This is a genomic window from Caenispirillum bisanense (assembly GCF_900230255.1).
In the GTDB taxonomy this organism is placed as follows: Bacteria; Pseudomonadota; Alphaproteobacteria; order Rhodospirillales; family Rhodospirillaceae; genus Caenispirillum; species Caenispirillum bisanense_A.
In genome coordinates this window covers 294,973-320,172 of the sequence record NZ_OCNJ01000006.1, presented here as the reverse complement: position 1 = coordinate 320,172, position 25,200 = coordinate 294,973, and the positions used below count along the sequence as shown (strand labels likewise).

22 protein-coding genes and 1 pseudogene are annotated in these 25,200 nt (G+C 70.2%); 18 read left to right on the top strand and 5 right to left on the bottom strand.

The genetic code is table 11. The features are described from left to right. Nucleotides 1-10: 10 nt before the first annotated feature. Together sppA and CRP50_RS15365 are read right to left on the bottom strand one after the other, a co-directional pair. On the bottom strand, nucleotides 11-1,807 hold the full coding sequence (gene sppA / locus CRP50_RS15370; RefSeq protein WP_097280060.1) for a signal peptide peptidase SppA: 1,797 nt from the start codon (nucleotides 1,805-1,807) through the stop codon (nucleotides 11-13). An 85-nt stretch (nucleotides 1,808-1,892) separates the two neighbouring features. Next, nucleotides 1,893-2,588, bottom strand: coding sequence for an MOSC domain-containing protein (locus CRP50_RS15365; protein ID WP_097280059.1), 696 nt, complete (start codon nucleotides 2,586-2,588; stop codon nucleotides 1,893-1,895). Between the two features lie 127 nt (nucleotides 2,589-2,715). On the opposite strand from CRP50_RS15365, the gene CRP50_RS15360 reads away from it, so the two are divergent. From CRP50_RS15360 to CRP50_RS15340, 5 genes are all read left to right on the top strand, one after another. Further along, nucleotides 2,716-5,121 (top strand): ligase-associated DNA damage response DEXH box helicase, encoded by a 2,406-nt coding sequence (locus CRP50_RS15360; protein WP_176525191.1) that lies wholly within the window; start codon nucleotides 2,716-2,718, stop codon nucleotides 5,119-5,121. Continuing rightward, complete coding sequence (gene pdeM, locus CRP50_RS15355) at nucleotides 5,121-5,822, top strand: ligase-associated DNA damage response endonuclease PdeM (RefSeq protein WP_097280057.1); 702 nt, start codon at nucleotides 5,121-5,123, stop codon at nucleotides 5,820-5,822. Before CRP50_RS15360 ends, pdeM begins: the two co-directional genes overlap by 1 nt. 31 nt (nucleotides 5,823-5,853) lie before the next feature. Then, on the top strand, nucleotides 5,854-6,105 hold the full coding sequence (locus tag CRP50_RS15350; protein ID WP_097280056.1) for a type II toxin-antitoxin system VapB family antitoxin: 252 nt from the start codon (nucleotides 5,854-5,856) through the stop codon (nucleotides 6,103-6,105). Next, nucleotides 6,102-6,500, top strand: a complete 399-nt coding sequence (locus CRP50_RS15345; RefSeq protein ID WP_097280055.1) for a type II toxin-antitoxin system VapC family toxin — start codon at nucleotides 6,102-6,104, stop codon at nucleotides 6,498-6,500. The genes CRP50_RS15350 and CRP50_RS15345 overlap by 4 nt, the downstream gene beginning before the upstream one ends. Nucleotides 6,501-6,586: 86 nt before the next feature. Beyond that, entirely contained in the window at nucleotides 6,587-7,603 is a 1,017-nt protein-coding gene (locus CRP50_RS15340) for a methyl-accepting chemotaxis protein (RefSeq protein WP_097280054.1), read from the top strand. On the opposite strand, the gene CRP50_RS15335 is transcribed toward CRP50_RS15340, so the two are convergent. The 3 genes from CRP50_RS15335 to CRP50_RS15325 form a co-directional block, all read right to left on the bottom strand. Next, complete coding sequence (locus tag CRP50_RS15335) at nucleotides 7,575-9,455, bottom strand: PhnD/SsuA/transferrin family substrate-binding protein (RefSeq protein ID WP_097280053.1); 1,881 nt, start codon at nucleotides 9,453-9,455, stop codon at nucleotides 7,575-7,577. The two genes, CRP50_RS15340 and CRP50_RS15335, sit on opposite strands and share 29 nt — an antisense overlap. 99 nt (nucleotides 9,456-9,554) lie before the next feature. Further along, nucleotides 9,555-10,964 carry a hypothetical protein gene (locus tag CRP50_RS15330; RefSeq protein WP_097280052.1) on the bottom strand — a complete coding sequence of 470 codons (1,410 nt, stop codon included), beginning with the start codon at nucleotides 10,962-10,964 and terminating at the stop codon, nucleotides 9,555-9,557. 103 nt (nucleotides 10,965-11,067) lie between these two features. Then, complete coding sequence (locus CRP50_RS15325; RefSeq protein ID WP_245913496.1) at nucleotides 11,068-12,135, bottom strand: LysR family transcriptional regulator; 1,068 nt, start codon at nucleotides 12,133-12,135, stop codon at nucleotides 11,068-11,070. A gap of 165 nt (nucleotides 12,136-12,300) precedes the next feature. Between CRP50_RS15325 and CRP50_RS15320 the strand changes: the two genes are divergently transcribed. The 13 genes and pseudogenes from CRP50_RS15320 (at nucleotide 12,301) to CRP50_RS15265 (ending at nucleotide 25,200) form a co-directional block, all read left to right on the top strand. Then, the gene (locus tag CRP50_RS15320; protein ID WP_245913495.1) at nucleotides 12,301-13,170 is read left to right on the top strand and encodes an ABC transporter permease; all 870 of its coding nucleotides are present in this window, start codon (nucleotides 12,301-12,303) and stop codon (nucleotides 13,168-13,170) included. After that, nucleotides 13,167-14,075, top strand: a complete 909-nt coding sequence (locus CRP50_RS15315) for an ABC transporter permease (protein WP_245913494.1) — start codon at nucleotides 13,167-13,169, stop codon at nucleotides 14,073-14,075. The genes CRP50_RS15320 and CRP50_RS15315 overlap by 4 nt, the downstream gene beginning before the upstream one ends. Before the next feature lie 61 nt (nucleotides 14,076-14,136). After that, nucleotides 14,137-15,300, top strand: a complete 1,164-nt coding sequence (locus CRP50_RS15310) for an extracellular solute-binding protein (RefSeq protein WP_097280049.1) — start codon at nucleotides 14,137-14,139, stop codon at nucleotides 15,298-15,300. Nucleotides 15,301-15,406: 106 nt separating this feature from the next. Beyond that, nucleotides 15,407-16,507 carry an ABC transporter ATP-binding protein gene (locus tag CRP50_RS15305; protein WP_097280048.1) on the top strand — a complete coding sequence of 367 codons (1,101 nt, stop codon included), beginning with the start codon at nucleotides 15,407-15,409 and terminating at the stop codon, nucleotides 16,505-16,507. A gap of 19 nt (nucleotides 16,508-16,526) precedes the next feature. Next, entirely contained in the window at nucleotides 16,527-17,903 is a 1,377-nt protein-coding gene (locus CRP50_RS15300; RefSeq protein ID WP_097280047.1) for an aspartate aminotransferase family protein, read from the top strand. Nucleotides 17,904-17,908: 5 nt separating this feature from the next. Continuing rightward, nucleotides 17,909-18,898 (top strand): 3-keto-5-aminohexanoate cleavage protein, encoded by a 990-nt coding sequence (locus tag CRP50_RS15295; protein WP_097280046.1) that lies wholly within the window; start codon nucleotides 17,909-17,911, stop codon nucleotides 18,896-18,898. Nucleotides 18,899-19,501: 603 nt separating this feature from the next. Next, the gene (locus CRP50_RS15290) at nucleotides 19,502-20,641 is read left to right on the top strand and encodes an NAD(P)/FAD-dependent oxidoreductase (RefSeq protein WP_097280045.1); all 1,140 of its coding nucleotides are present in this window, start codon (nucleotides 19,502-19,504) and stop codon (nucleotides 20,639-20,641) included. A 2-nt stretch (nucleotides 20,642-20,643) separates the two neighbouring features. Continuing rightward, nucleotides 20,644-21,915: a M20 family metallopeptidase gene (locus CRP50_RS15285; RefSeq protein WP_097280044.1), complete on the top strand. Its 1,272-nt coding sequence runs from the start codon at nucleotides 20,644-20,646 to the stop codon at nucleotides 21,913-21,915. A 24-nt stretch (nucleotides 21,916-21,939) separates the two neighbouring features. Continuing rightward, nucleotides 21,940-22,587, top strand: a complete 648-nt coding sequence (locus CRP50_RS15280; protein ID WP_097280043.1) for a class I SAM-dependent methyltransferase — start codon at nucleotides 21,940-21,942, stop codon at nucleotides 22,585-22,587. Between the two features lie 72 nt (nucleotides 22,588-22,659). Further along, the gene (locus CRP50_RS15275) at nucleotides 22,660-23,586 is read left to right on the top strand and encodes a polysaccharide lyase (RefSeq protein ID WP_097280042.1); all 927 of its coding nucleotides are present in this window, start codon (nucleotides 22,660-22,662) and stop codon (nucleotides 23,584-23,586) included. An 81-nt stretch (nucleotides 23,587-23,667) separates the two neighbouring features. Then, nucleotides 23,668-23,985 (top strand): annotated as a pseudogene (locus CRP50_RS26135) (mandelate racemase); the annotation flags it as partial. 55 nt (nucleotides 23,986-24,040) lie between these two features. After that, nucleotides 24,041-24,766 carry an enolase C-terminal domain-like protein gene (locus CRP50_RS15270; RefSeq protein WP_245913493.1) on the top strand — a complete coding sequence of 242 codons (726 nt, stop codon included), beginning with the start codon at nucleotides 24,041-24,043 and terminating at the stop codon, nucleotides 24,764-24,766. 29 nt (nucleotides 24,767-24,795) lie between these two features. Further along, nucleotides 24,796-25,200: a sensory rhodopsin transducer gene (locus CRP50_RS15265; RefSeq protein ID WP_097280041.1), complete on the top strand. Its 405-nt coding sequence runs from the start codon at nucleotides 24,796-24,798 to the stop codon at nucleotides 25,198-25,200.

The window sequence follows — 25,200 nt, the reverse complement described above, 5'->3', positions numbered from 1 at the left end:
ACCCGGTCCGTCAGCGGCCGTCGCCGGTGTAGGCGGGCAGGGGCGTGCGGACGGCGCCGGTGTCGGCGGCCTCCAGGTGGTCGGCGAGCGGGTCGAGCAGGCGGACGACGCGGGCGAGCGCGGCCAGCGTGCGCGCGTCCGTGCCGGCCAGCGGTGTGCCGCCGAGGGTCTCCATCAGCTGGTCGAAGCGCGACCGCGGCTTGGGGAAGGACACCAGCGAGACCGCCGTGTCGGTGGCGATGCCGGCGCGGCGCTTGGCTTCGGCGACGGCGGCGTCGAAGCCGCCCAGCTCGTCCACCAGGCCGCGTTCGAGGGCGGCGGTGCCGGTCCAGATGCGGCCGCCGGCGACGGCTTCCACCTGCTGCCGGGTCAGGCCGCGCGACTGGGCGACCTTGTCCACGAAGTCGGCGTAGATCCAGTCGAGCTGGCGCTGGAACTTCTGCCACTGTTCCCAGGTGAAGGGCTGGTTGGCGCTGTACATGAGGGCCGGGCCGCCGGTGGTGACCGCATCCCACTGCACGTCGAGCTTGTTCCACATCTCCTGCAGCACGATCTTGCCCGAGATGACGCCGATGGAGCCCGTGATGGTGCCCGGCGCGGCGACGATGTGGTCGCCCGCCATGGCGATGAAGTAGCCGCCCGAGGCCGCCACGTTGCCGAGCGACACCACCACCGGCAGGCCGCTGTCGCGCACCTGGCGGATCTTGCGCCACAGGATGTCGGAGGCGACGTAGGAGCCGCCGGGGCTGTCGATGCGCAGCACCACCGCGCGGGTGCTCTCGTCGTCCACCGCTTCCTGCAGGGCGCGGGCGACGGTGTCGGAGTAGATGGCCTGTTCGCCGCCGAGGAGGCTTTCCTCGGCCTCGCCGCGCAGCACTTCGCCGGTGGCGTGGATGAGGGCGATGTGCGGCCGGTCGCCGGACGGGCCGTCGCCGAACAGGTCGGCGGCGTAGTCTTCCAGCGCCAGGGTGTCGCGGGTGCCGGCCTGCTCGAACAGGGCGGCTTCGGCCTCGTCGCGGTAGGCGAGGCGGTCGACCAGCCGCGCCTCCAGGGCTTCCGGCGGCAGCAGGGGCGAGGCGAGGGCGGCCTTCTGCACGTCTTCCGGCGCGATGCCGCGGTCGGTGGCGATGTCGGCGCGCACCTGCTGCCAGAAGCCGCCGAGCAGGGCGTCGAGGCTTTCGCGCTGGGCGGCGCTCATCTCGCGGCGGGTGAGGCTGTCGAGGGCGTTCTTGTGGTCCTCGCGGGCGTCGAACTGCGGCTGCACGCCGATCTCGTCGAGCAGGCCGCGGGCGAAGGGCACCTCCGCCGCGAAGCCGAGCGGGCCGATGCCGCCCGACGGCTGCAGGATCACCTGATCGAAGGCGGCGGCGAGGTAGGTGTCGACCATGTCGTCGCCCTCGTTCAGCGTCTCGGCGAAGACCCAGGCGGGCTTGCCGGCGGCGCGGAAACGCTGGACGGCGGCGCGGATGTCCTGCGCCTGGGCGAGGCCGGCGCCGGTGCCGCCCACTTCCGCCAGCAGGGCGGTGACCTGCGGGTCGGCGGCGGCGGCGTCGATGGCGCGGACGGTGCCGGCGAGCGACGGGTCGGCGCCGCCCTCCAGCAGGGCGAAGGGCACGGCCGGCTCGCCTTCGGGGAAGGGGCGGCGCAGGTCGAGCGTCAGCACGAAGCGCTCCGGCCGCTCCACGTCGTGCAGCACTTCGGCCACGTCGAGGCTCGACAGGCCCCACCACACCAGCCCGACGAGTCCGAGCGTCAGGACGCCGACGACCGCCAGGACGCCGAGCAGAAACCGGCCAAGGGCGCGCATGCCCCTCCCTCCCGCTTGTTGTTGCCGGGGCACGGTAGGCCGCGGCCGCCGCCCGGTCAAGCCGGCCGCCGGGGCCGGTGATCGGTCAGGCGCTCTGCAGGCGGGCCGACCAGTCCTCGACCTTCATGGTCTCCAGGCGCCGCGCGGCGAGGCGGCGCCAGCCGTCGGCCAGTTCGGGGATCCCGGCGATGGCGGCCAGGGCGTCGCGGTTGAGGGTGTCGTGGTAGAGGACGTGCAGGATGCGGGCCAGCGACCACTCGGGCTGCGGGCGGGACTCCAGCACCAGCCGGTCGCCGAGGCCGATCTCGCCCGGGTCCAGCACGCGGTAGTACCAGCCGGTGCGGCCGGTGGTCTGCACGCGCTTGGCCATGTCGGGCGTGGCGAAGCGGACGTTGAGCTTCCAGCACGGCTGGCGGGCCTGGCTCACCTGCACGAGGGCGGAGCCGGCGCGGAAGCAGTCGCCGATGCAGACGTCCTCTTCCGTGATGCCGGAGGTGGAGATGTTCTCGCCGAAGGCCCCGACCTCGCCGAGGATGGTGGGCGCCCCCGGCTGCAGATCGGCGACCCAGGCCGTGTAATGGTCGCGCGGGTAGTGGTGCACGGCCTTGTCGGCGCCGCCGTGGTTCCGGGTGTCGGCGACGGCGTCGCCGGCGAACCCGTCCGGTCCCACGGCGACGGGCCCCGAGGCGGGATAGCGGCTGGCGATGGTGCTGGTGCGCCCGTCGGGCCCGAAAGCCCGCGGCGTGCCCGTCAGCACCCCGTCGATGCGGATGTCGATCATGCGTGAATCTCCCAGTATTCTTGTGGGATGAGCATGCCTGCTTCGGGCCGCCGGGGCCAGGGCCACTTTCCCGGCGGTTGCGCCGACATTACCTATGGGCAACCCGTCGTCCCGCTTTCCGCCGCCCATGCCGCTCGACTCCGACCTGCTGCCCGCCCCGCTCCGCCAGTGGTTCGCCGCCCGCGGCTGGACCCTGCGCGACCACCAGCGCGCCATGCTGGAGGCGGCGGCGGGCGGGCAAAGCGCGCTGCTCATCGCCCCCACCGGCGGCGGCAAGACGCTCGCCGGCTTCCTGCCGAGCCTCGCCGACCTCACCCGGGCGCCGCGGGAGGGGCTGCATACCCTCTACATTTCGCCGCTGAAGGCGCTGGCGGTGGACGTCCACCGTAATCTGGAACAGCCCATCGCCGAGGCCGGCCTGCCGGTCAGCCACGAGACCCGCACCGGCGACACGCCCGCCGCCAAGCGCCAGCGCCAGCGCACCCACCCGCCCAACCTGCTGATGACGACGCCCGAGAGCCTCGCCCTCATGCTGTCCTACCCCGACGCGCCGCGGCTGTTCGGCGATCTGGCGGCGGTGGTGGTGGACGAGTTGCACGCGCTGGCCGGCACCAAGCGGGGCGATCAACTGGCGCTGTGCCTCGCGCGCTTGCGGGCGCTGCGGCCGCAGGTGCGGGCGGTCGGGCTGTCGGCGACGGTGGCGCAGCCGGAGGCCCTGGCTTGCCACGTGGCGCCCGATGCGGTGGTCATTCGCGGCGCGGCGGGGGCGACGGCCGAGGTCGGCATCCTCGACGCCGCCAAGGATCCGCCGTGGGCCGGGCACATGGCGCATCACGCCATGCCGGAGGTGATGGACCAGATCCGCAGCCATCGCACCACGCTGGTGTTCGTCAACACCCGCGCGCAAGGAGAAATCGTCTTCCAGGCGCTGTGGCGGCTCAACGACGAGGCGCTGCCCATCGCGCTCCACCACGGCAGCCTCGCCGCCGAGCAGCGCCGCAAGGTGGAGGCGGCCATGGCGGCGGGCAAGCTGCGGGCGGTGGTGGCGACCAGCTCGCTCGACCTCGGCATCGACTGGGGCGCCGTCGACCTGGTGATCCAGATCGGCGCCCCCAAGGGCTCGGCGCGCATGATCCAGCGCATCGGCCGCGCCAACCACCGGCTCGACGCCCCCTCGCAGGCCCTGCTGGTGCCGGGCAACCGCTTCGAGTACCTGGAGTGCGAGGCGGCGCTCGACGCCATGCGGGCGGGGGAGCTGGACGATCCGCCGCCCCGCGCCGGGGCGCTCGACGTGCTGGCGCAGCATGTTCTAGGGGTGGCCTGCGCCGGTGCCTTCCATCCCGACGACCTGTTCGCCGAGGTGCGCACCGCGGCGCCCTATGCCGACCTCGACCGCGAGACCTTCGACGGCGTGCTGCGCTTCGTGAAGGACGGCGGCTATGCGCTCAAGACCTACGACCAGTACCGGCGCCTCGCGCCGCTCAAGGACGGCCGCTTTAAGATCGCCAACCCCCGCTTCGTGCGCGACTGGCGCATGAACGTCGGCACCATCGTGGAGGCGGAAACGCTGAAGGTGCGGCTCGGGCGCGGGCCCTATCTGGGCGAGGTGGAGGAATACTTCGTCATGGGCCTCGCACCCGGCGACACCTTCATCTTCGCCGGCCAGACCCTGCGGTTCGAGGGCGTGCGCGAGATGACGGTGATCGCCGCCAAGGCCCAGGGGCAGGACCCCAAGGTGCCGGCCTACATGGGCGGCCGGCTGCCCATCTCGGCCCGCCTCGCCGACCGTGTGGTGGCGATCCTGTCCGACCCGGTGCGGCGGGCGCGCCTGCCGGCGGCGGTGCGCGACTGGGCCGACATCCAGGAGGCCCGCTCCACCCTGCCGCGCCCCGGCACCGTGCTGGTCGAGACCTTTCCGCGCCGGGGGCGGGCCTTCCTGGTGGCCTACAGCCTGGCCGGCCGCAACGCCCACCAGACGCTCGGGATGCTGCTGACGCGACGCATGGAGCGGCTGAAGCTGAAGCCGCTCGGCTTCGTCGCCAACGACTACGCCATCGCCGTGTGGTCCGCCGTCGATGCCGCCGACCATGTGGAGCGGCTGTTCGACTACGACATCCTCGGCGACGACCTGGAGGAGTGGATGGCCGAGAGCCCCATGCTCAAGCGCGCCTTCCGTCAGGTGGCGGTGATTGCCGGGCTGGTCCAGCGGCGCATCGCGGGGGCGGAGAAATCGGGGCGGCAGGTGACCTTCAACTCCGACCTCATCTACGACGTGCTGCGCAAGTACGAGCCCGAGCATGTCCTGCTGCGCGCCACCCGCGCCGATGCCGAAGGCGGCCTGATCGACCTGCACAGGCTGACCGACATGCTCTATAAGGCGCAGGGCAACATCGAGCACCGGCGGCTGGCCCGCGTTTCGCCGCTGGCCGTGCCGGTGCTCCTCGACATCGGGAAGGAAAGCATGGCGGGCGCCATCCTGGACGATCTTCTGGACGAAGCGGCGGCGGACCTCATCGCCGAGGCGGTGGGCTGATGCTGGTCAAGGGCGTGATGCTGCTGCCGGACCCCACCGGCGCCCTGTTCTGGCCCAAGGAACGCACCCTGGTGGTCGCCGACATGCACCTGGAGAAGGCGGCGACCCTGGCCCGGCGCGGCGCCGGCCTGCTGCCGCCCTACGACACGCGGGAGACGCTGGGCCTGCTGGAACTGCTGGTGCGCCGCCATGCCCCGAAGCGCCTCATCGCGCTGGGCGATGCCTTCCACGACGGCGAGGCGGCGCAGCGCCTGGGCGAGACCGACGCCGCCCGCCTGCGCAAGCTGACGGCGGCCACCGACTGGGTATGGATCACCGGCAACCACGACCCGGTGGCGCCGCTCCACCTGGGCGGCCGGGCGGCGGCGGAGGAACGCATCGGGCCGCTGGTGTTCCGCCACGACCCGACGCCCGGCCCGCGCGCCGACGGCGAGGTGGCCGGCCACCTGCACCCCAAGGCGGCGGTGACGGTGCGCGGCCAGCGCCTGTCGCGGCCGTGCTTCGTCACCGACACCCGCCGCCTGCTGCTGCCCGCCTTCGGCACCTTCACCGGCGGGCTGGAGGTGTGGGACCCGGCCATCCGCAGCCTGTTCGCCCGTGATTTCACGGTGTTCCTGACGGGGCGTGACAAGGTCCACAGCGTCCACGCCGGCCGCCTCGACCGTCCGGCCAAGGTGGACGCCCGCCCGCCGCAGGCGTAATTTATCGGTAGACCCGACCCGGAGTTTCGCCATGTACGTCAGAAGCCAGCGCGCCGAGGACCTCGCCCGCAAGCTCGCGGAGCGCACCGGCAAGAGCATCGCCCAGGTGGTGGAGGATGCCCTCGACGAACAGTGGCAGCGGGTGGAGGCGGAGCCGGCGCCGGAGGCGCAGTCCGCCGAATTGGACGATCTGATGGCGCTGGCGCGACAGTGCACCGCCCGGCTCGAAGGGCGGCGGCTCGATACCGACGGGCTGTACGACGAGGACGGGCTGCCCAAGTGATCATCGACACCTCCGCCCTGGTGGCGATCCTTCAGGGGGAGGACGATGCCGTCCCCCTCATGAACGTCCTGACGGCCTCTTCGGTACGCCTCATGTCGGCGGCCAACTACCTGGAACTCGGCATCGTGATCGACAAGCTCCGGGATCCGGCGTTCTCGGGCCTGGTCGATCACCTGCTCACGCGGGCCCGGATCGAGATCGCCCCCGTCACCGCCGACCAGGCCCGCCTCGCCCGCGAGGCCTATCGCCGCTATGGCCGCGGGTCGGGGCACGCGGCGAAGCTCAATTTCGGCGACTGCTTCGCCTATGCCCTCGCCAAGGACCGGGACCAGCCGCTGCTGTTCAAGGGCGACGACTTCTCCCACACCGACGTCCGCCGCATGCCGTATGCCTGAAGTCTAGGCAGCGCACTTCCCTGCATTTTTTGTGTGCATGTCATGGTAGCGTCACCGCCCGGAACTCGTCCACCGGGGAGGGGCGTATGCCGGAGCGGATTCTCACGCTGGCGACCAAGATCAGCGACCTCGCGACCCTGAAGGTCGACGAGATCCAGAAGGTCACCAAAGCCACCAACATCCTGGCGCTGAACGCGCTCATCGAGGCGTCGCGGGCCGGCGAGGTGGGGCGCGGCTTCGCCGTGGTCGCCACCGAGGTGAAGGAAATCTCGGGCCGCGTCACCGTCATCGCCGACGAGCTGCGCGAGATGTTCCGCCAGGAAGTCGTCGACCTGCAGGAGACGGCGCAGCGGGTGCGCGGCTCCCGCCTCACCGACCTCGCCGGCTACGCCATCGAGCTGATGGACCGGAACCTCTACGAGCGGTCGTGCGACGTGCGCTGGTGGGCCACCGACAGCGCCGTGGTCGACGCCTGCACCGACCCGACGCCGGAGCGCTGCCGCCACGCCGCGCGGCGGCTCGGCGTCATCCTCGACAGCTACACCGTCTACCTGGACCTCTGGGTGGTGGACAAGTCCGGCCACGTGCTCGCCAACGGCCGGCCCGACCGCTGGCCGGGCGTGGTCGGCACCTCGGTCGCCGGCGAAGCCTGGTTCCGCGACGCGCTCGCCACCCGCGACGGCGGTGCCTTCGCGGTGGCGGACGTGGAACGCAACCACGCCCTCGGCGGGGCCGCCGTCGCCACCTATGCCACCGCCGTGCGGCGCGACGGCGAGGCGCGCGGACCCGTCGTCGGCGTGCTCGGCATCTTCTTCGACTGGGAGAGCCAGGCCCAGACCATCGTCGACGGCCTGCGCTTCACCGAGGAAGAACGGCGCCGCACGCGCGTCATGCTGGTCGACAGCCGCCACCGCATCATCGCCGCCAGCGACGGCCGCGGCGTGCTGTCCGAGCACTATGCCTTGCGCACCGGCGGCGAGACCAGCGGCTCCTACGAGGACGAGGGCGGCCGCATGGTCGGGTTCGCCCTGACGCCGGGCTACGAGACCTATCGCGGCCTCGGCTGGTACGGCGTCATCGAGCAGGCGGCGAAGCAGGCGTGATCCCGCTCGCCTGAGTACCGCCGAGGATGCGCGCGTCGGCCGCCCGGTCCTCGGTCCAGGCGGGCAGGGAGAAGGCGACCACGGTGCCGGCGCCGCTCGGCTCCTCCTCGATGCCGAGCCAGCCGCCGTGGTTCTCCACGATGCTCTGGCTGATGGACAGGCCGAGGCCCATGCCGTTGGGCTTGGTGGTGAAGAAGGGCTCGAACACCCGCTCGCGGGCATCGGCGGGCAGGCCGGGACCGGTGTCGCGCACCGCCACCAGCACCGCCGTACCGCCGTCTTCCGCCGCCGTGCGCAGGGTCAGGCGCCGTTCGTCGGGCGGCACCGCCTGCATGGCCTCCACCGCGTTGCGCATGAGGTTGACCACCACCTGCTCCAGCTGGATGCGGTCGGCCAGGACCGGCGGCAGCCCGTCCCCCAGGTCGAGGGCGACCGCCACCCGCGCATGGCGCGTTTCGGCGGCGAGCAGGGCGGCGGCGTCCCGCAGCACGGTGTTGACGTCCAGCGGCCGGCGCGATTCCTCGCCCTTGCGGAGGAACGCGCGGATGTTCTGGATGATGCCGGCGGCACGCTGTGCCTGGCGGACGATCTGGCGGATGGCCTCCAGGATCTCGGCGTTGCCGGCGTCCACCTCCAGCCGCCGGATGCAGCCGTTGGCGTAGTTGGTGATGGCGGCGAGCGGCTGGTTGATCTCGTGGGCGAGGCCCGACGCCAGTTCACCCATGGTCGACTGCCGCGACACGTGCGCCAGTTCGGCGAGGCGCAGCTGCGCTTCTTCCTGCGCCTTGCGGCGTTCGTCCATCTCGCGGTGAAGCTCGGCGGTGCGCCGGGCCACCAGCCGCTCGGTGCGCAGGTGGAACAGGCCGGCCAGCAGCAGCAGGGCGGCGGCCAGCGCCGGCCATTCCCAGTGCCGCCGCAGCATTTCGGCGAAGACCTCCGACGGTTCCACGGCGAAGGGGCCGATGCGCAGGTCCGCGTAGAGGTCGTAGACCGGCTGGTAGCTCAGCGGCACCGTCCACTGCGCCGCCCCGGCCGGCAGCGGCCCCGCCATGCCGAGGCCGAGCAGCGCCATGGCCACCTGCTTGGCCAGCGCGCGGTCGGTGTGGCGCAGCTTGGCGAAGGCCCAGTCGGGATAGAGCCGCGACGACACGAGGCAGGGGAAGCCGTCGGCCGGCATGGGATTGAGGATGTGGAAGTCGGCCAGGTCGATGCGGCCCTCTGCCGCCATTTCCTCCAGCAGGCAGGCGCGCACCGTGCCGGCATCGGCCCTGCGGTCGCGCACGTCGTAGACGATCTGGTCGAGCGGGAAGCCCGTGAAGCGCAGCTCCGCGAAGTCGTCGTGCGGCTCGACGCCGGCGTCGCGCAACTCGCGCCAGGCGATCTGGAAGCCGCCGAAGGCGGTCGGGGCCACCGCTTCGAAGACCATGCCGCGCAGGTCCGTCAGGGACTGGATGTCGGCGCGGTCGGCGCGGGTGAAGATGACCGATCCAACGGCGGCGCGCGGCGTGCCGTGATCGGTGGTTTCCAGCGTCGCGATGCGGGTGATGGTGTGGGCCAGCTCCAGCTCGACGTAATGGCCGGGGTTGGTGAGCACGAAGTCGACATCGCCCACCGCGACGGCACGGCCCATGGCCACCAGGTCGAGCGGCACCAGCACCAGATTGTGTTCGGGCAGGGCGCGCGCCAGCGCGTCGACGGTCGGACCCCAGGTATGCACCGCTTCCTCGGTGCCGCGGAACGCGAGGGCGCCGATGCGGATGTCGGCGGCGGCGGCGGGTGCGGCGGCCGCCGACAGCAGCGCGGCGGCGATCAGGCAGGCGGCGAGGGCAGGTCGGCGACGGATGTGCGGCATGGCGTGGGGTCCACAGTGACCCCACCAGTCGTAGCACTTTCGATGCGGTCCGTCACCGGGTGCGGATGCGCCGCCGACCCCGGCCCTCGGGTCCTGCCGTCAGACGACGGCGCTGACGATGGACACCAGGCTCTTCACCGCCGAGCCGGCCGAGGCGATGTTGCTGCCGCCGTCGATGGCCTTGTAGAGCTTGATGACGCCGGGCCGCGTGGCCTGCAGCACCTCGACGTCGGAGCGAGCCTTGATGCGCAGGTCCATGCGCTTTTCCAGCACCTTGTTCTCGTTGGCGACGGCGTCGAAGGCTTCTTCGAAGGGCTTGGACAGCTTGCGCGCCACCGCCGGGTCGGCGTCGGCCACCTGGGCGATCTGCTTCTGGATCTCGCGGAACTTGGTGCGGATGGGCGGCAGGTACTTGGTCTCGTAGTCGACGCACTTCTTGGTGTATTCGTCGGTCGTCTTGGAGAAGCCGAGGATGCCGGTGGCCCAGGGTGCGCCGAGGAAGGACTGGAACTCGGTCCATTCCACGCTGGCGCGGCTGGCGCGCTCGTACATCTCCACCAGTTCCTTGTTCTCCTCGATGAGCTTCTGCTCCGTCGTCTCGATGTCGCGCACGTACTTGTAGGTGGCCGCCAGCATGCTCACCAGGGTCTTGCCGTTGGACGCGATGGCCGGAAGGATCACGGCGAGCGCCGCGCCGCCCGTCAGAACCGTCGCCGTCACCGACAGGGTGATGCCGACGACGCCCTTCACCACCGTGAAGGCGAAGCCCTTCTTGTAGTCGGACGCGATCTTGTGCTTGGTGAACCAGTCCTTGCAGATGGAATCCACCATGGCGTCCACCTCCACCCGATAACGGGCGATGATGTTGGTGCATTCCTTCATCATGGCCTGGACGGCCTTGTCCTTGTCCTTGGCGGCGATGGCCTTGGGGACCGTCGAGTCGATGTAGGCGGCCAGTTCCTCTTCCAGGTCGCGGATCTGGTTGCTGGCGCGCTGGATGAGCGTCTCCACCAGCCCGTCAACCTCGTCTTCCACCATCTTGGCGAGGCGTACCGAGGTTTCCGCGAAGCCGACATGGAAGGTGACCGGCTTCAGGTCGACGTCGCGCGACTTCACGCGGCGGAACACGTTGTCGCTGCGGCTGATGGCGTTGGGCAGGCGAATGGTGACCGGCAGCTTCTCCTCGAGCGCGGAGCGGAACAGCGTCTCGATGGTGTCCATCTCGCCGACCAGCTTCTGGACTTCTTTCTTGTAGTCGGCGTTGCTGTCGGCCTTCTCGGCGGCGAGAAGCTCCTTTTCATAGGTCGCGGCGGTCTTCTTGAAGTCCGTCAGCGCCTTTTCCATGGCCGGGGCATCGCCGTCGGCGGCCTTGTCCAGCGCCTTGCAGGCGTCGCTCATGCCCGTCCGCCGGAAGATGCCGAGGAAGTTGCCGCTCGGCTTCTTCTTCCCCGTCGCCTTCTCGAACGCCGCCTTGGCGTCCTGCCAGCGCTTCATGTACACGTCGGCCATCGTTCAATTCTCCCCGTGCGTAATCCCCCGGACCGACTGCCGTCGATCATCCGAGTGACATACTACGCCTTTAGGGCAAAAATTGAACAGCTTTTGGGCTTTTCTACTTTTGCTTTGTAGTCGGAGATACCTCGGTGCGGGTGGGTCTTCCCGGCAGGGGATAGGGGTAGATGCGTTCTCGCGCCGGCGTCGCCGCCACCTTTTCGCGCAGGGCTTCGACGAAGGCCGCTTCGGCCCGGTTCAGGTGGGTCGCCGGGTTGGTCACCATGTAGACGTCGACGGCCGGCGGCGACTCGTAGGGGGGCAGCGGCCACAAGCGGCCCTCGCGCACGTCCGCCTCGACCACGTGCATGGGCAGCGGGCCGATGCCGAGCCCGGCGAGGATCATGCGCCGCACCTCTTCCAGGTTCGACGTGGTGCCGACCACCCGGCCCTCGATGCGCTCCTGGGTGCGCAGCAGGGCGACGGGGCGCAGCACGCCGGACAACTGGTCGGTCTTGAAGCTGACCAGCGGCTGGTCGCGCAGGTCGGCGATGGTCAGGTCAGTGCGGCCGAACAGCGGGTTGCGGCGGCCGCAGAAGAACTGGAAGTGTTCGCGGAACAGCACCTCGTAGCGCAGGCCCGGCACCCGGTCGTAGACCAGGCAGACGCCGCAGCTCGCCGTCTTGTGCTGCACCTGCTGGGTGACGTCGGTCGAGGTGGTGACGTCGATGGAGAAGGTGACGAGCGGGTGGCTCTCGTGGAAGGCGGCCAGCACCTCGTCGAGCAGCGGGCTTTGCACATGGCTTGCCATGACGATGGAGACGTGGCCGGAAATCTCCTCGCGGATGTCGCGCAGCAGCACGTTCAGGCGCGAGATGTTGCCGTAGATCTCGACGCATTCCCGATACAGCAGGTCGCCGTGGGCGGTGACCCGGAAGGTGCCGGCGCCGCGCTCCACCAGCCGGCGGCCCAACTGCCGCTCCAGGCGCTTCAGGCGGTTGGAGACGGTGGGCTGGGCCAGCAGCATGCGGTCGGCGGCGCGGGTGATGCCGCCTTCCTGCACGATCATCATGAAGGTGCGCAAGAGGTTCCAATCCAACTGCCGGGTGAACTTCTCCAGCGCCGCCAGCCGGTCCAGCGCATCGGCACCGTCCGTCCCTTCCGTCAGGTCATCCAGGCCCCGCCGCACGGTCTTCGCCTCCCACATTCCCAAACGCTATGGTCGCGATTGTGACTATGTATTTCCCAAATGTCGACAGGGGCGGTTAGACTTTCTCCATCGTCAAGGGACGGCCGCCAGAAGCCGCCCGCCATCACCGCCGTAGACCTGAACAGGGAACAGGGATTTCATTCCGTGAGCAGCCTTGCAGAGACCAAGGCGCGCCCGTGGCTTCTGTTGTCCCCCGCGCTGGGGACACTGAGCTTCCTGCTGCTGGCGCCGCTGTGCTTCATCGTCGTCTACAGTTTCTGGCTGCGGACGGCCACCGGTGCCGACACCGGCGGCTTCCACCTGGATAACTGGGCGGAATTCTTCTCCGACGTCTTCTATCACGACATCCTGTTCTACACGGTGCGCATCGCGCTGATGACGACCGTCATCTGCGCCGTCGTGGGCTACATCCCGGCCTACTTCATCGCCAACACGCGCATGAAGAACAAGGGCCTGCTGCTCATGCTGCTGATGCTGCCGTTCTGGATCAGCTACATCATCCGCACGCTGTCGTGGATCAACATTCTCGGCACCAGCGGCGCGGTGAACGCCCTGCTGCAATGGGCCGGGCTGACCGGCGAGCCGTTGCAGCTGCTGTATAACGAGGCGACGGTGATTCTCGGCCTCGTCCACTACCTGCTGCCGTTCATGATCCTGAACGTCTACGTCAGCCTGGTGGGCATCGACGGCAACCTGGTGTCGGCCGCCCGCACCCTGGGCGCCACGCCCTTCGGGGCCTTCCTGAAGGTGACGCTGCCGCTGTCGCTGCCGGGTCTGGCGGCGGGGAGCCTGCTGTGCTTCGTGCTCGGCGCCGGCACCTACATCACGCCGCTCATCCTCGGCGGGCCGACCAACGCCATGTTCGCCAACCTGATCTTCGAGGCGATCATCATCCAGCTCAACTGGCCGCTGGGGGCTGCGCTCTCCATCGTGCTGCTGGTGGTGCTGGGCACCGTGGTCACCGTCTATGGCCGCCTCATGGGCCTCAACCAGCTGTCGAAGAGCTTCGGATGATGCAGACGACGAGCACGCCCTCCGCCCCCGCCCGCACGGCGGCCCGGATCGCCGACCGCGCCGCCGCCACCGCCGAAGCGCCCACCCGCGCCGGCCGCCGCTTCCGCCTGCCGCGCCCGTCGGGGTGGAGCTTCATCCGCGTCGCCACGGTGCTGGTCTACGTGTTCATGTTCGCGCCCATCGCCGTGGTGGTGCTGCTCAGCTTCAATTCCAGCCGCTTCGGCACCTTCCCGCTGGAAGGTTTCTCGTTCCGCTGGTTTCAGGCGCTGTGGGCCAACGACGCCATCGTCAACGCCTTCCAGACCTCGCTGGTGCTGGGCACGCTGACGGCGATCATCTCGACCGCCATCGGCATCGCCGCGAGCCTGGCGATGGTGCGCTACGACTTCCCCGGCAAGGGCCTCATCAACACGCTGCTCATCACGCCCATCCTGGTGCCCGAGGTGGTGCTGGGTGTCGCGCTGCTGCTGTTCCTGCGCTGGCTGTCCATCCCCAAGAGCTTCGCGCTGCTGCTCATGGGCCATGTGCTCATCACGCTGCCCTTCGTGGTGCTGGTGGTGCAGGCGCGGTTGACCGGCATCAAGCCGGTCTACGAGGAAGCGGCCCGTTCGCTCGGCGCCAATGCGTGGGAGACGTTCTTCCGCGTCACCCTGCCGCTGCTCATGCCGGCCGTGTTCGCGGGGATGCTGTTCGCCTTCACCATCAGCTTCGACGACGTGACGGCGACCCTGTTCTGGAAGTCCGGCGGCACCGAGACCGTGCCGACGCAGATCTTCGCCATGCTGCGCAATTCCATCAGCCCGGAAATCAACGCGCTCGGCACCGTGATGATCGTGCTGACGGTGTCGCTGCCGCTCATCGCCGGCTTCCTCGCCCGCCGCTTCGCCAAGGGCGGCCGCGGCTGAGCCCGACCCTACACAATAAGAAACCGAACGAACCCAACCAGGTACAGAGAGGCTTTCACCCATGGACGACAGCAAGCGTTACGAACGGCTCCTCGAGCGCTACCGCAACGGCGACGTCTCGCGCCGCGGCTTCTTCGGTCTGCTCGGCATGGCCGGCATCGCCACCGGCGTGGTCGGCGGCAGCCTGACCCTGGCCGGTCGCCAGGCCATGGCCCAGGCGGCGGCCAACCCCATTTCGGTGCGCTTCGACGGCTGGGGCGGCGTGACCTCGGAAGCTTTCCGCAAGTACGCCTTCAACCCCTATGAAAAGGCCACCGGCAACAAAGTGGTCGAAGGCACCTTCGCCTCGGGTGACGAGTTCCTGACGCGCGTGAAGGCCGGGCAGGAAGGCGAGTACAACGTCTTCCATGCCTCCGGCGTGTTCGATTACGCCCGCTATGTCGGCCTCGGCTATGGCGTCGAGCTGAACGAGAAGAACATCCCGAACCTGGCGCTGGTCATGCCGGCGCTCATGAAGCCCTACCGCGAGGTGACCAACGGCACCCTGTCGGCGGCGCCCTACGACTACGGCACCACCGGCATCGCCTATAACCGCGACCACGTCTCCGACGAGGAAGTGAAGGAGATGGGCGCCAAGATCCTGTGGTCGGAAAAGTACAAGAACAAGATCGGCGGCTGGAACGACTGGCGCACCCGCATCTGGTACGCCGCCCTCGCCACCGGCCAGGACCCCAACAACATCCAGGACATGGATGCGGTGTGGGAATCCCTGCGCGACCACCGCAAGAACCTGCTCAAGTACTGGACCTCGGGCGCCGAGCTGATGAGCCTGCTGGCCTCGGGCGAGATATACCTGACCGAAGCCTGGTCGGGCCGCGTCGCCGCGCTGCAGCAGCAGGGCCACAACATCGGCTACCACGACCCGAAGAACGGCTTCGCCTGGCAGGAATGCCTGATGGTGCTGAAGGGCAGCCCCATGGAGGCGACCGAGCAGCTGGTCAACTTCATGCTGGAGCCCGAAGTCGCCATCGCCGTCGCCGAGGGCCAGAACTACCCGCCGTCGCTCGACCCCACCAAGGTGGACCTGGGCGCGAAGGTCCCCAAGCTGCCGGCCTATGACGCCACCGGCCAGCTCGCCGACCTCACCTTCGCCAAGCCCGAGTACTGGAACAGCAACGAGCAGGAATGGTCGAAAATGTTCGGCCGCATCGAAAAGGGCTACTGAGGTTCCGTAGCCCCGGCGGCGGCCCGTCCCGCCCTCCCTGCCCAGGGGCCGGCCGCCGCCGCCTTCCGTCCGCCTTGACACCGCCGCCCGCGAGGACCCGCCCGCCATGACCGACATCGCCGTCCGCCTGACCGACGTGGAGAAGCACTACGGCAGCTTCCAGGCCGTCACGGACATGACCCTCGACATTCCCGAGGGCAGCTTCGTCACCCTGCTCGGCCCCTCGGGCTGCGGCAAGACCACGACGCTGCGCATGATCGCCGGCCTCGAAAGCATTTCCGCCGGCGAAATCGCCATCAAGGGCCGGCGGGTGAACGAGATTCCCATCCACAAGCGGAACCTGGGCGTGGTGTTCCAGAACTACGCCCTGTTCCCGCACATGACCGTCGCCGACAACGTCGCCTTCGGCCTCAAGTACCGCAAGGTGGGCAAGGCCGACGCCCGCGAGAAGGTGCGCCGCGCCTTGCAGATCGTGCGCCTGCCGCACCTGGAAGACCGCATGCCGTCGCAATTGTCCGGCGGCCAGCAGCAGCGCATCGCGCTCGCCCGCGCCATCGTGGTGGAACCCGACGTCCTGCTGCTCGACGAGCCGCTGTCGGCGCTCGACGCCAACCTGCGCGAGGAAATGCGCCTGGAGCTGAAGCGCATCCAGCGCGAACTCGGCATCGCCACCGTCTTCGTCACCCACGACCAGGGCGAGGCGCTCGCCATGTCCGACAAGGTGGTGGTCATGTCCAACGGCCGCATGGAGCAGGTGGGCACGCCGGAAGACGTCTACAACCGTCCGGCCAGCCACTTCGTCGCCGATTTCCTGGGCAATTCCAACTTCCTGGCGGGCCGGGTGGAGACGGTGGAGCAGGGCCTCGTGACCGTCGTGCTCACCCAGGGCGACCTGCGCCTGACCATCGCCAGCGGTGGCCGCTTCAAGCCCGGCGAGCTGGTGCAGGTGGTGGTGCGGGCCGAGCGCATCAGCCTCGGCCGCGAGCCGGAACCGCTCGCCGGACCGCTCAACACCGTGCCGGGCGTTATCACCACCGTCGACTACCAGGGCCTCAACGCCCGCTATTTCGTCGAGGCCGGCGGGCATCGCCTGCAGGTCATCAACCCCATCGACCGCAACCCGTTCCGCGACGGCGACCGCGTCATGCTCCACCTGCGGGCGGAGGATGCCGTGATCCTCGACGAGACCGGCCGCGTCCACCACTGAACCAGGACACCCCCCGAGAATGACCGGCGCCGCCGACACCCTTGCGCGCGACCCCGCGGCTCCCGCGGAAAGCCATCTGTTCTACCAGGCCCACGGCACGCGGCCGTTCATCGACCGCGCCGAGGGGATCTGGATGTACGGCCAGGACGGCAAGTCCTACATGGATGCCGCCTCCGGGGCCATGGTGTGCAACATCGGCCACTCCAACCCGCGCGTCATCGCCGCCATGAAGGAGCAGCTGGACCGCTGCACCTTCGCCTATCGCCTGCAATTCCAGTCGGAGGCGTCGGAAGGCTTGGCGGCCGAGATCGCCCGGCTGATGCCGGCCGGGCTCGACAAGGTGTTCTTCGTCTCCGGCGGGTCGGAGGCCGTGGAAACCTGCCTCAAGTTCGCCCGCCAGTGGGCCATCGCGGTGGGGCAGGGCAGCCGCTACAAGGTGATCAGCCGCTTCCCCAGCTACCACGGCTGCACGCTCGGGGCGCTCGCCGTCACCGGCTACACGCCGCTGTCGGCGCCCTTCGACCCCATGATGCGGGCCATGCCCAAGATCACCACGCCGCGCCAGTACCTGGACGGCCGCGGCGAGGACCCCGACGCCTACGGCCGCCGCATGGCCGACCTGCTGGAGGAGGAAATCCTCCGCCAGGGACCGGAGACGGTGCTCGCCTTCATCATGGAGCCGGTGGGCGGTGCCTCGACCGGCGCGGTGGTGGCGCCCGACACCTATTACCCGCGCATCCGCGAGATCTGCGACAAATACGGCGTGCTGCTGATCTACGACGAGGTGATGACCGGCGTCGGCCGCACCGGGCGCTTCCTGGCCGCCGAGCATTGGGGCATCACGCCCGATCTGGTCGCCATGTCCAAGGGCTTCGCCGCCGGCTATGCGCCGCTCGGCGCGATGATCGCGCCGGGGCGCATGGTGCGGCAGGTGCTGGATGCCGGCGGCTTCGCCCACGGCCACACCTACGCCGGCAACCCCATCGCTTGCGCCGCCGGCCGGGCGGTGGTGCGCGAGATCGTCGAGCAGGACCTGTCGACCAATGCGGCCTGCATGGGTGAGCGGCAGATGGCGGGCCTCCAGGCCCTGATGGCCGAGTTCCCCTTCGTCGGCGACGTGCGCGGCAAGGGCCTGCTGCAGGCCATGGAACTGGTGGCCGACAAGGAGACGCTGGCCGTCCTGCCCAAGGAGCTGAACGCCGCCAGCCGCCTGGTCGACCTCGCCTACGAGCGCGGCCTCATCATCTACTTCCGCCGCACCCGCGGCGGCGCCGAGGGTGACCACGTCATGATCACCCCGCCGCTCACCATCACGCCGGCCGAAGTCGACGAGATGCTGGACCGCCTGCGCGGCGCCCTGCGGGCGCTGCACAAGGAAATCGCCGGAAGGTATTGAAAACAATGGCTGCTTTGGAAACGTCCGTCGCCACCGACACGCCGTCGACGCGCCGCGAGAAGCGCGGGCGGGAGAAGGTCATCATCACCTGCGCCGTCACCGGCTCCATCCACACGCCGACCATGAGCCCGCACCTGCCCATCACCCCCGACCAGATCGCCGAGCAGGCGCTGGCGGCGGCGGAGGCGGGGGCGGCCATCCTGCACCTGCACGCCCGCGACCCGGAAACGGGCCGTCCGTCGCCCGATCCGGACGTGTTCATGCGCTTCCTGCCGCGCATCAAGCAGCAGACCGGCGCCGTGGTGAACATCACCACCGGCGGCGGGCAGGGCATGACGGTGGAAGATCGCATGCAGGCTGCATTGAAGGCGCAGCCCGAGATGTGCTCGCTCAACATGGGCAGCATGAACTTCGCCCTGCACCCGCTGGCGGAGCGCTACGACGGCTGGAAGCACGACTGGGAGAAGCCCTTCCTGGAAGGCTCCAAGGACTTCATCTTCCGCAATACCTTCGGCGACATAGAACGCATCCTGAAGGACCTGGGCGAAGGCTGCGGCACGCGGTTCGAGTTCGAGTGCTATGACGTCGGGCACCTCTATACGCTGGCGCATTTCCTCGACAAGGGGCTGGTGAAGACGCCGCTGTTCTGCCAGTTCATCTTCGGCATCCTGGGCGGCATCGGGCCGGACCCCGACAACCTGACGCACATGAAGTCGGTGGCCGACCGCCTGTTCGGCGGCGACTACCGCTTCAGCGTCCTCGGCGGCGGCCGTCATCAGATGGGCCTCGCCACCATGGGCGCGGTGATGGGCGGCAACGTGCGCGTCGGCCTGGAAGACAGCCTGACCATGGGGCCGGGCCGGTTGGCGGTCTCCAACGCCGAGCAGGTGGCCCACATCCGCACCATCCTGGAGAGCCTGGGGCTGGAAGTGGCCTCCCCCGACGAGGCCAGAACGATGCTCGACCTGAAGGGGGCGGATCTCGTAGCGTTCTGACGGGGTGGTGCGCGGTCGTGCTTCAGTGTCATGGCCGGGCCCTGTGCACACCGCCCTCCCGTGTTGTGGCCGGGCCGGGTGCCCCCCACCCTCCAGTGTCATGGCCGGGCTCGACCCGGCCATCCACGGCGCCACGGTCGGGGGGAGAGGGGCGACGTTCTCCACGGCCGTCGCCGGTGCCGCTGTGGATGCCCGGCTCGAGGCCGGGCATGACAAGGGTGGGGAAGGCGGTGGCAGGGTCGGGCTTCGTTGCTGCCACGGGCTCTTGCGACGAGGGCCGAGGAATGCGGCGAGGTGCGAGCGGCAGGGCGACGACAGGCGAGGCAGCATGGCAGGTGAGGCAGGCAAGGCGATGAAGCAGGCGAGGAACAAACAGCCGTAAGGAACGAGTGCCCCACCACCCACCCTCCAGTGTCATGGCCGGGCTCGACCCGGCCATCCACGGCGCCACGGACGGCGGGGAAGGGGTGGCGTTCTCCACGGCCGCCGCCGGTGCCGCCGTGGATGCCCGGCTCGAGGCCGGGCATGACACGTGAAGTAGACGACAAGCACACAGGCCCCCAGCGGCCACGGACGATGACCACGGAAGCGGACAGGACCACCATGAGCGACACCCGGCTCTTCGACTTCGTCATCATCGGCGGCGGCATCGCCGGTGCCTCGGCGGCCTATTTCCTCGCCCGCGACGGCCGGAGCGTGGTGGTGCTGGAGCGGGAGGCGCAGCCCGGGTACCACTCCACCGGCCGGTCCGCCGCCCTGTTCACCGAGAACTACGGCCCGCGTGCCATCCGCGCGCTGTCCATCGCCAGCCGGCCGTTCTTCGAGAACCCGCCGGAGGGGCTGACGGACGCGCCCGTGCTCACCGACCGCGGCGTGCTGTTCTTCGCGCCCGAGGGCCAGGAAGCGGCCCTCGCCCGCGCCGCCGAGGAAGGCCGCGCCTCCGGGGCGCCGCTGACCGAGCTGACGGTCGACGAGGCCTGCGCCCTGCTGCCGCTCCTGCGTCGCGACCAGGTGAAGGCCGCCATGCTGGAGACGGGCGCCAAGGACATGGACGTCCACGCCCTGCACCAGGGCTTCCTGCGCCTGATGAAGCGCCACGGCGGCGAGATCGTCACCCGCGCCGAGGTGGAAACGGTCACCCGCACCGACACCGGCTGGACCGTCACCACGCGGGCCGGCGACACCTTCGCCGCGCCGGTGGTGGTCAACGCCGCCGGGGCCTGGGCCGACGAGGTCGGCAAGCTGGCCGGCGTCAAGCCCATCGGCCTGCAGCCCAAGCGCCGCACCGCCTGCCTCGTCGCCGTGCCCGAGGGCATGAACCCGGAGCGCTGGCCCATGGTGCTCGACGCCGAGGAAAACTTCTACGCCAAGCCCGACGCCGGCAAGCTGCTGGTCAGCCCGGCCGACGCCACGCCGGTGCCGGCCCACGACGTCCAGCCGGAAGAACTGGACGTCGCCATCGCCGTCGACCGGCTGATGACCGCCCTCGACCTCGACGTGCGCGCGGTGGACCACAAGTGGGCCGGCCTGCGCAGCTTCGTGGAAGACGGCGTGCCGGTGGTTGGCGCGCGGGCGGGCGAAACGGGCTTCTTCTGGCTGGCCGGGCAGGGCGGCTACGGCATCCAGACCTGCGCCGCCATGGGCGCGCTGGCCTCGGCCCTGGCCCAGGGCAAGCCGGTGCCCGAGCACATCGCCGCCCGCGGCATCACCGAAACGACCCTCTCCCCCGACAGGATTCCGTGACCATGCCCCTGGATACCCCCACCGACGCCGCCATCCTCGACGCCGTGGCGGCCGAGCAGCCCGACGCCGTGGAGCTGCTCGCCGACCTCGTGCGCGAACCCTCCATGCTGGGGCAGGAACAGGGGGCGCAGGACATCATGGCCGGCGTGTTCGGCGCCATGGGCCTGGAGGTCGACCGCTTCGAGGTGGACCTCGCCGCCATCGCGCACCTGCCGGGCTTCTCGCCGCCGCTGGTGGACTATTCCGGGCGCGAGAACGTCATCGGCATCAGCCGCCCCAAGGGGCCGGTGCAGGCCCGCAGCCTCATCCTCAACGGCCACATCGACGTGGTGCCGCCGGGCGACGAGAGCCAGTGGACCGACCCGCCGTTCTCGCCGGTGGTGCGCGACGGCCGGCTCTACGGCCGCGGCGGCGGCGACATGAAGGCCGGCATCGTCGCCTATGTGGCGGCCATGAAGGCGCTGGCGCGGCTCGGCTGGCGGCCGGCGGCGCCCGTCTATCTGCAAAGCGTGATCGAGGAAGAATGCACCGGCAATGGTGCGCTCGCGTGCCTGCACCGCGGCTATCGCGCCGACGCCGCCATCATCCCCGAGCCCTTCAACCACACCCTGATGACGGCACAACTCGGCGTCATGTGGTTCACGGTGGACTTGCAGGGCACGCCGGCGCACGTGCTCGATACCTCGGCCGGCAGCAACGCCATCGAGGCCCTGTTCCCCATCGTCCAGAGCCTGAAGCGCCTGGAGGAAGCCTGGAACGGCGCCGACTGCCGCCATGCCCGCTACGAGGGGCACCGCCACCCCATCAACTTCAACGTCGGCAAGATCAGCGGCGGCGACTGGACGTCGTCGGTGCCGGCCGTCGCCCGCTTCGACCTGCGCGTCGGCTTCTTCCCCGGCAAGCCCCTGGAGGACGTGAAGCGCGAGGTGGAAGAGGCCATCCACGCCGGCGCCCCCAACGGCATCACCGCCACAGTCTCCTACGGCGGCTTCCATGCCGAGGGCGCGGTGATGGACCTGGACTGGCCCATGATGAAGTCGCTGTCGGCCATCCATGAGGAAATCACCGGCAGCACCATCGAGCACATGGCCTCCACCGCCACCACCGACGCCCGCTTCTTCGTGCTCTATGGCGATACGCCCGCCACCTGCTATGGTCCGGAGGCGGCCCGCATCCACGGCATCGACGAAAGTGTGAGCCTCGACAGCCTGCACACGGTGACCAAGGTGCTGGCCCTGTTCATCGCCCGCTGGTGCGGGCTGGAGCGGATCTGACGCTCGGGGGAGGAGAGAGAGGGTATGGAAACGGCGAGCGATGCGCGGTTCTGGGACCGCGCGGCCCGCAAGTACGCGGCGTCGAAGGTCTCCGACACGGCGGCCTATGCCCGCACGCTCGACCGGACCGCCGCCGTCATGCCCGACGGGTGCCGGGTGGTGGAACTGGGCTGCGGCACGGGCACGACGGCGCTCGCCCTGGCGCCGCGGGCCGCATCCTACGTCGCCACCGACCTGTCGCCGGAGATGATCGCCATCGCGCGATCGAAGCTCGAAGCGGATCCGGTCGCCGGTCTGGAGTTCCGGGTGGCGACCGCCGAGGATCTGGCGCGCGACGGTGTGCAGGCGGACGTGGTGCTGGCCTTCAACTACCTGCACCTCGTGCGCGACCTGCCGGCGGCGCTGCTCAGCATCCGCGCCCTGCTCGGCGCCGGCGGCGTCTTCGTCTCCAAGACGCCGTGCCTCGGCGACATGACGCCCTTGATCGGCAGCGTCCTGGTGCCGGCCCTGCGCGCCGTCGGCATGGCGCCCTATGCCGGGTCGTTCAGCGCCGACGGCCTGTGCGGCGCCCTGCGCGAGGCCGGTTTCGAGGTGGTCGCCGTGGAGCGGCACGCCTCCAAGGGCCGCGACCATCGCCCCTTCGTCGTCGCCCGCTGCGGGCCGGCGGCCTGAGCCGTCACCGGGCAACCCCCGCGCTGCCGGACCGTTGCACGGGCACCACCGGACCACAACCCGGAGTGCCTGATGCGAACGCAGATCCCCGTCCTCGCCGCCGTGCTGACCGCGGCCGCCGCCCCCGCCCTGGCCCAGGGCGCAAGCGACTATCCCGTCAGCGAGCAGATGCCGGTCACCAACCTGCAGGCCATCGCGCCGGGCAGTGGCGTGACGCCCTGCTCGCAGCGCTACCAGCCCGTCGACCTGCCGGCGCTGGATGCCGACAAGCCGGTGGCCGACGCCGTGCGCGACGCCTTCGATCCGCGCGACGCCTGGGGCCTCGACCAGAACCTCGCCCTGCTGCCGCCCGAGCCGGGGACCGAGGGCCCCGTCCTGCGCGTGAAGGCGCCCGGCGCCCTGCTGGAGGAAGGCGAGCCCGACCGCATGCGCGTCGGCGGCGGCTTCATCGCGCCCGTGCTGGGCGGCGAGGGCGCCCGCAGCGCCTGCCTGCAGTACAAGGTGCGCTTTCCCGACACCTTCTCCTTCACCGACGGCGGCCGGCTGCCGGGGCTCTACGGCGGGGCTCCGAGCATGGGCGCGGAGCCCGGCGACCCCTCCGGTTTCACCATGCGCTTCGCATGGCGCGAGGACGGTGACGGCGAACTGGTGGAATACATCGCCAACGGCGGCGCCGACGCGCGCTACGGCCTCTCCGTCGGCCCCACGCGCTGGTCGTGGCGCGCCGGCGTCTGGCACACGGTGGAGCTGGAAACCGTCATGAACGCGCCGGACCGCCCCGACGGCATCGCCCGGGTGTGGATCGACGGCGAGCCGGTGATCGAGCAGACCGACATCGCCTACCGCCGGAAGAAGGGCGCCGGCGCCGACGGCCTGCTGTTCTCGGTGTTCTACGACAACCCCGACGTCGAGCGCGCCGCACCCGGCGAGAAGTACGTCGACTTCGCCGACCTGCGCGTCTTCCGTGGCGGCGACCAGACTGCCGACGGCGGCGGCTGAGGCGCGCGGGCAACCGCCGCCGCCGAGCCTCCGTTGCTTCGACGGGGGCCGTATTCACCATCGCACCGACCGGCGGAGACCATGACCACCGACCGCGTTCTCGTCACATCCCTGCGCGCCCGCGCCTATGTCGTCCCGACCGACTTGCCGGAGGCGGACGGGACGTTGGCGTGGGACAGGACGACCCTGGTGGTGGTGCACGTGGAGGCGGGCGGCGAGACCGGCATCGGCTATACCTACGAGCATCGGGCGGCTGCCGTATTGGCTGAAAGCAAGCTCGCCGATCTGGTGTGCGGCCGCGACGCCTTCGACATCCCCGCCATCTGGCAGACCCTGTCGGAGAAGGTGCGCAACATCGGCCGCTCCGGGGTCGGCGCGGCGGCCATCTCGGCGGTCGACACGGCGCTGTGGGACCTGAAGGCGAAGCTGCTCGGCGTGCCGCTGGTGGAAGCTGTTGGGCCAGGCGCAGCCGCGCATCACGGCCTACGGCAGCGGCGGCTTCACCAGCTACGACGACGCCGAGTTGGAAAAGCAGCTGTCCGACTGGGCCGAAGCCGGCATGAAGATGGTCAAGATGAAGGTCGGCAGCGAGTCCGGCCGCGATATCGCCCGCGTGCGACTGGCGCGCGAGGCCATCGGGCCGGACGTGCAACTCGGCGTCGACGCCAACGGCGCCTACGGCCGCAAGCAGGCGCTCGCCTTCGGGGAGGCCTTCGCCGCGCAAGGGGTGATGTGGTTCGAGGAACCGGTGACCAGCCAGGACCGCGCGGGCCTGCGCCTGCTGCGCGACCGCCTGCCGGCCGGCATGGACGTCGCCGCCGGCGAATACGGCTGGGACCTGCAGCACTTCCACGACCTGCTCACGGCGGGCGCAGTCGACTGTCTGCAGATCGACGGCACCCGCTGCCTCGGCATCACCGGCTTTCTGCAGGCGGCGGTGCTGGCGCGGGCGCATCACCTGGAGGTCTCGGCCCACTGTGCGCCGACGCTGCACGTGCCGGTGTGCTGCGCCCTGCCGCACGCCCGCCACATCGAGTACTTCCACGACCACGTCCGCATCGAGCGCATGCTGTTCGACGGCTTCCGCGACGCCGCCGGCGGCCGCATGAGCCCGAGCCTCGACCGCCCGGGCCTCGGCATCGCCCTGAAGGAGGCCGACGCGGCGCGCTACGCCGTCTGACCCCGATCCCGACGACGAAGGAGGCTTTCATGCCGCCCATCACGCCCGTCGACGCCCCCCTGGCCGGCCCCATCGGCAAGCGGCGCTGGGCCATCGCCGAGGGCTACATCCCAGACGGCTCCACCGGCGAAGGGCCGGAGTTCGAGAGTCACGAGACGCTGTGCATCCTCAATGCCGGGGAGCAGCCGGCGCGGGTGCGGGTGACCCTGTTCTTCGCCGACCGCGACCCCGCCGGCCCCTACGGCATCGACGTACCGCCGCGCCGCACCGTGCACGTGCGCTTCAACCACTTCGAGAACCCGCCGGTGCCGCGCGGCCTCACCTACGCCAGCGTGGTGGAAAGCGACGTTCCCATCGTCTGCCAGCACACCCGCCTCGACAGCCGGCAGGCGGAGCTGGCGCTTTTGTCCACCATCGCCTTTTCGGAGGGCTGA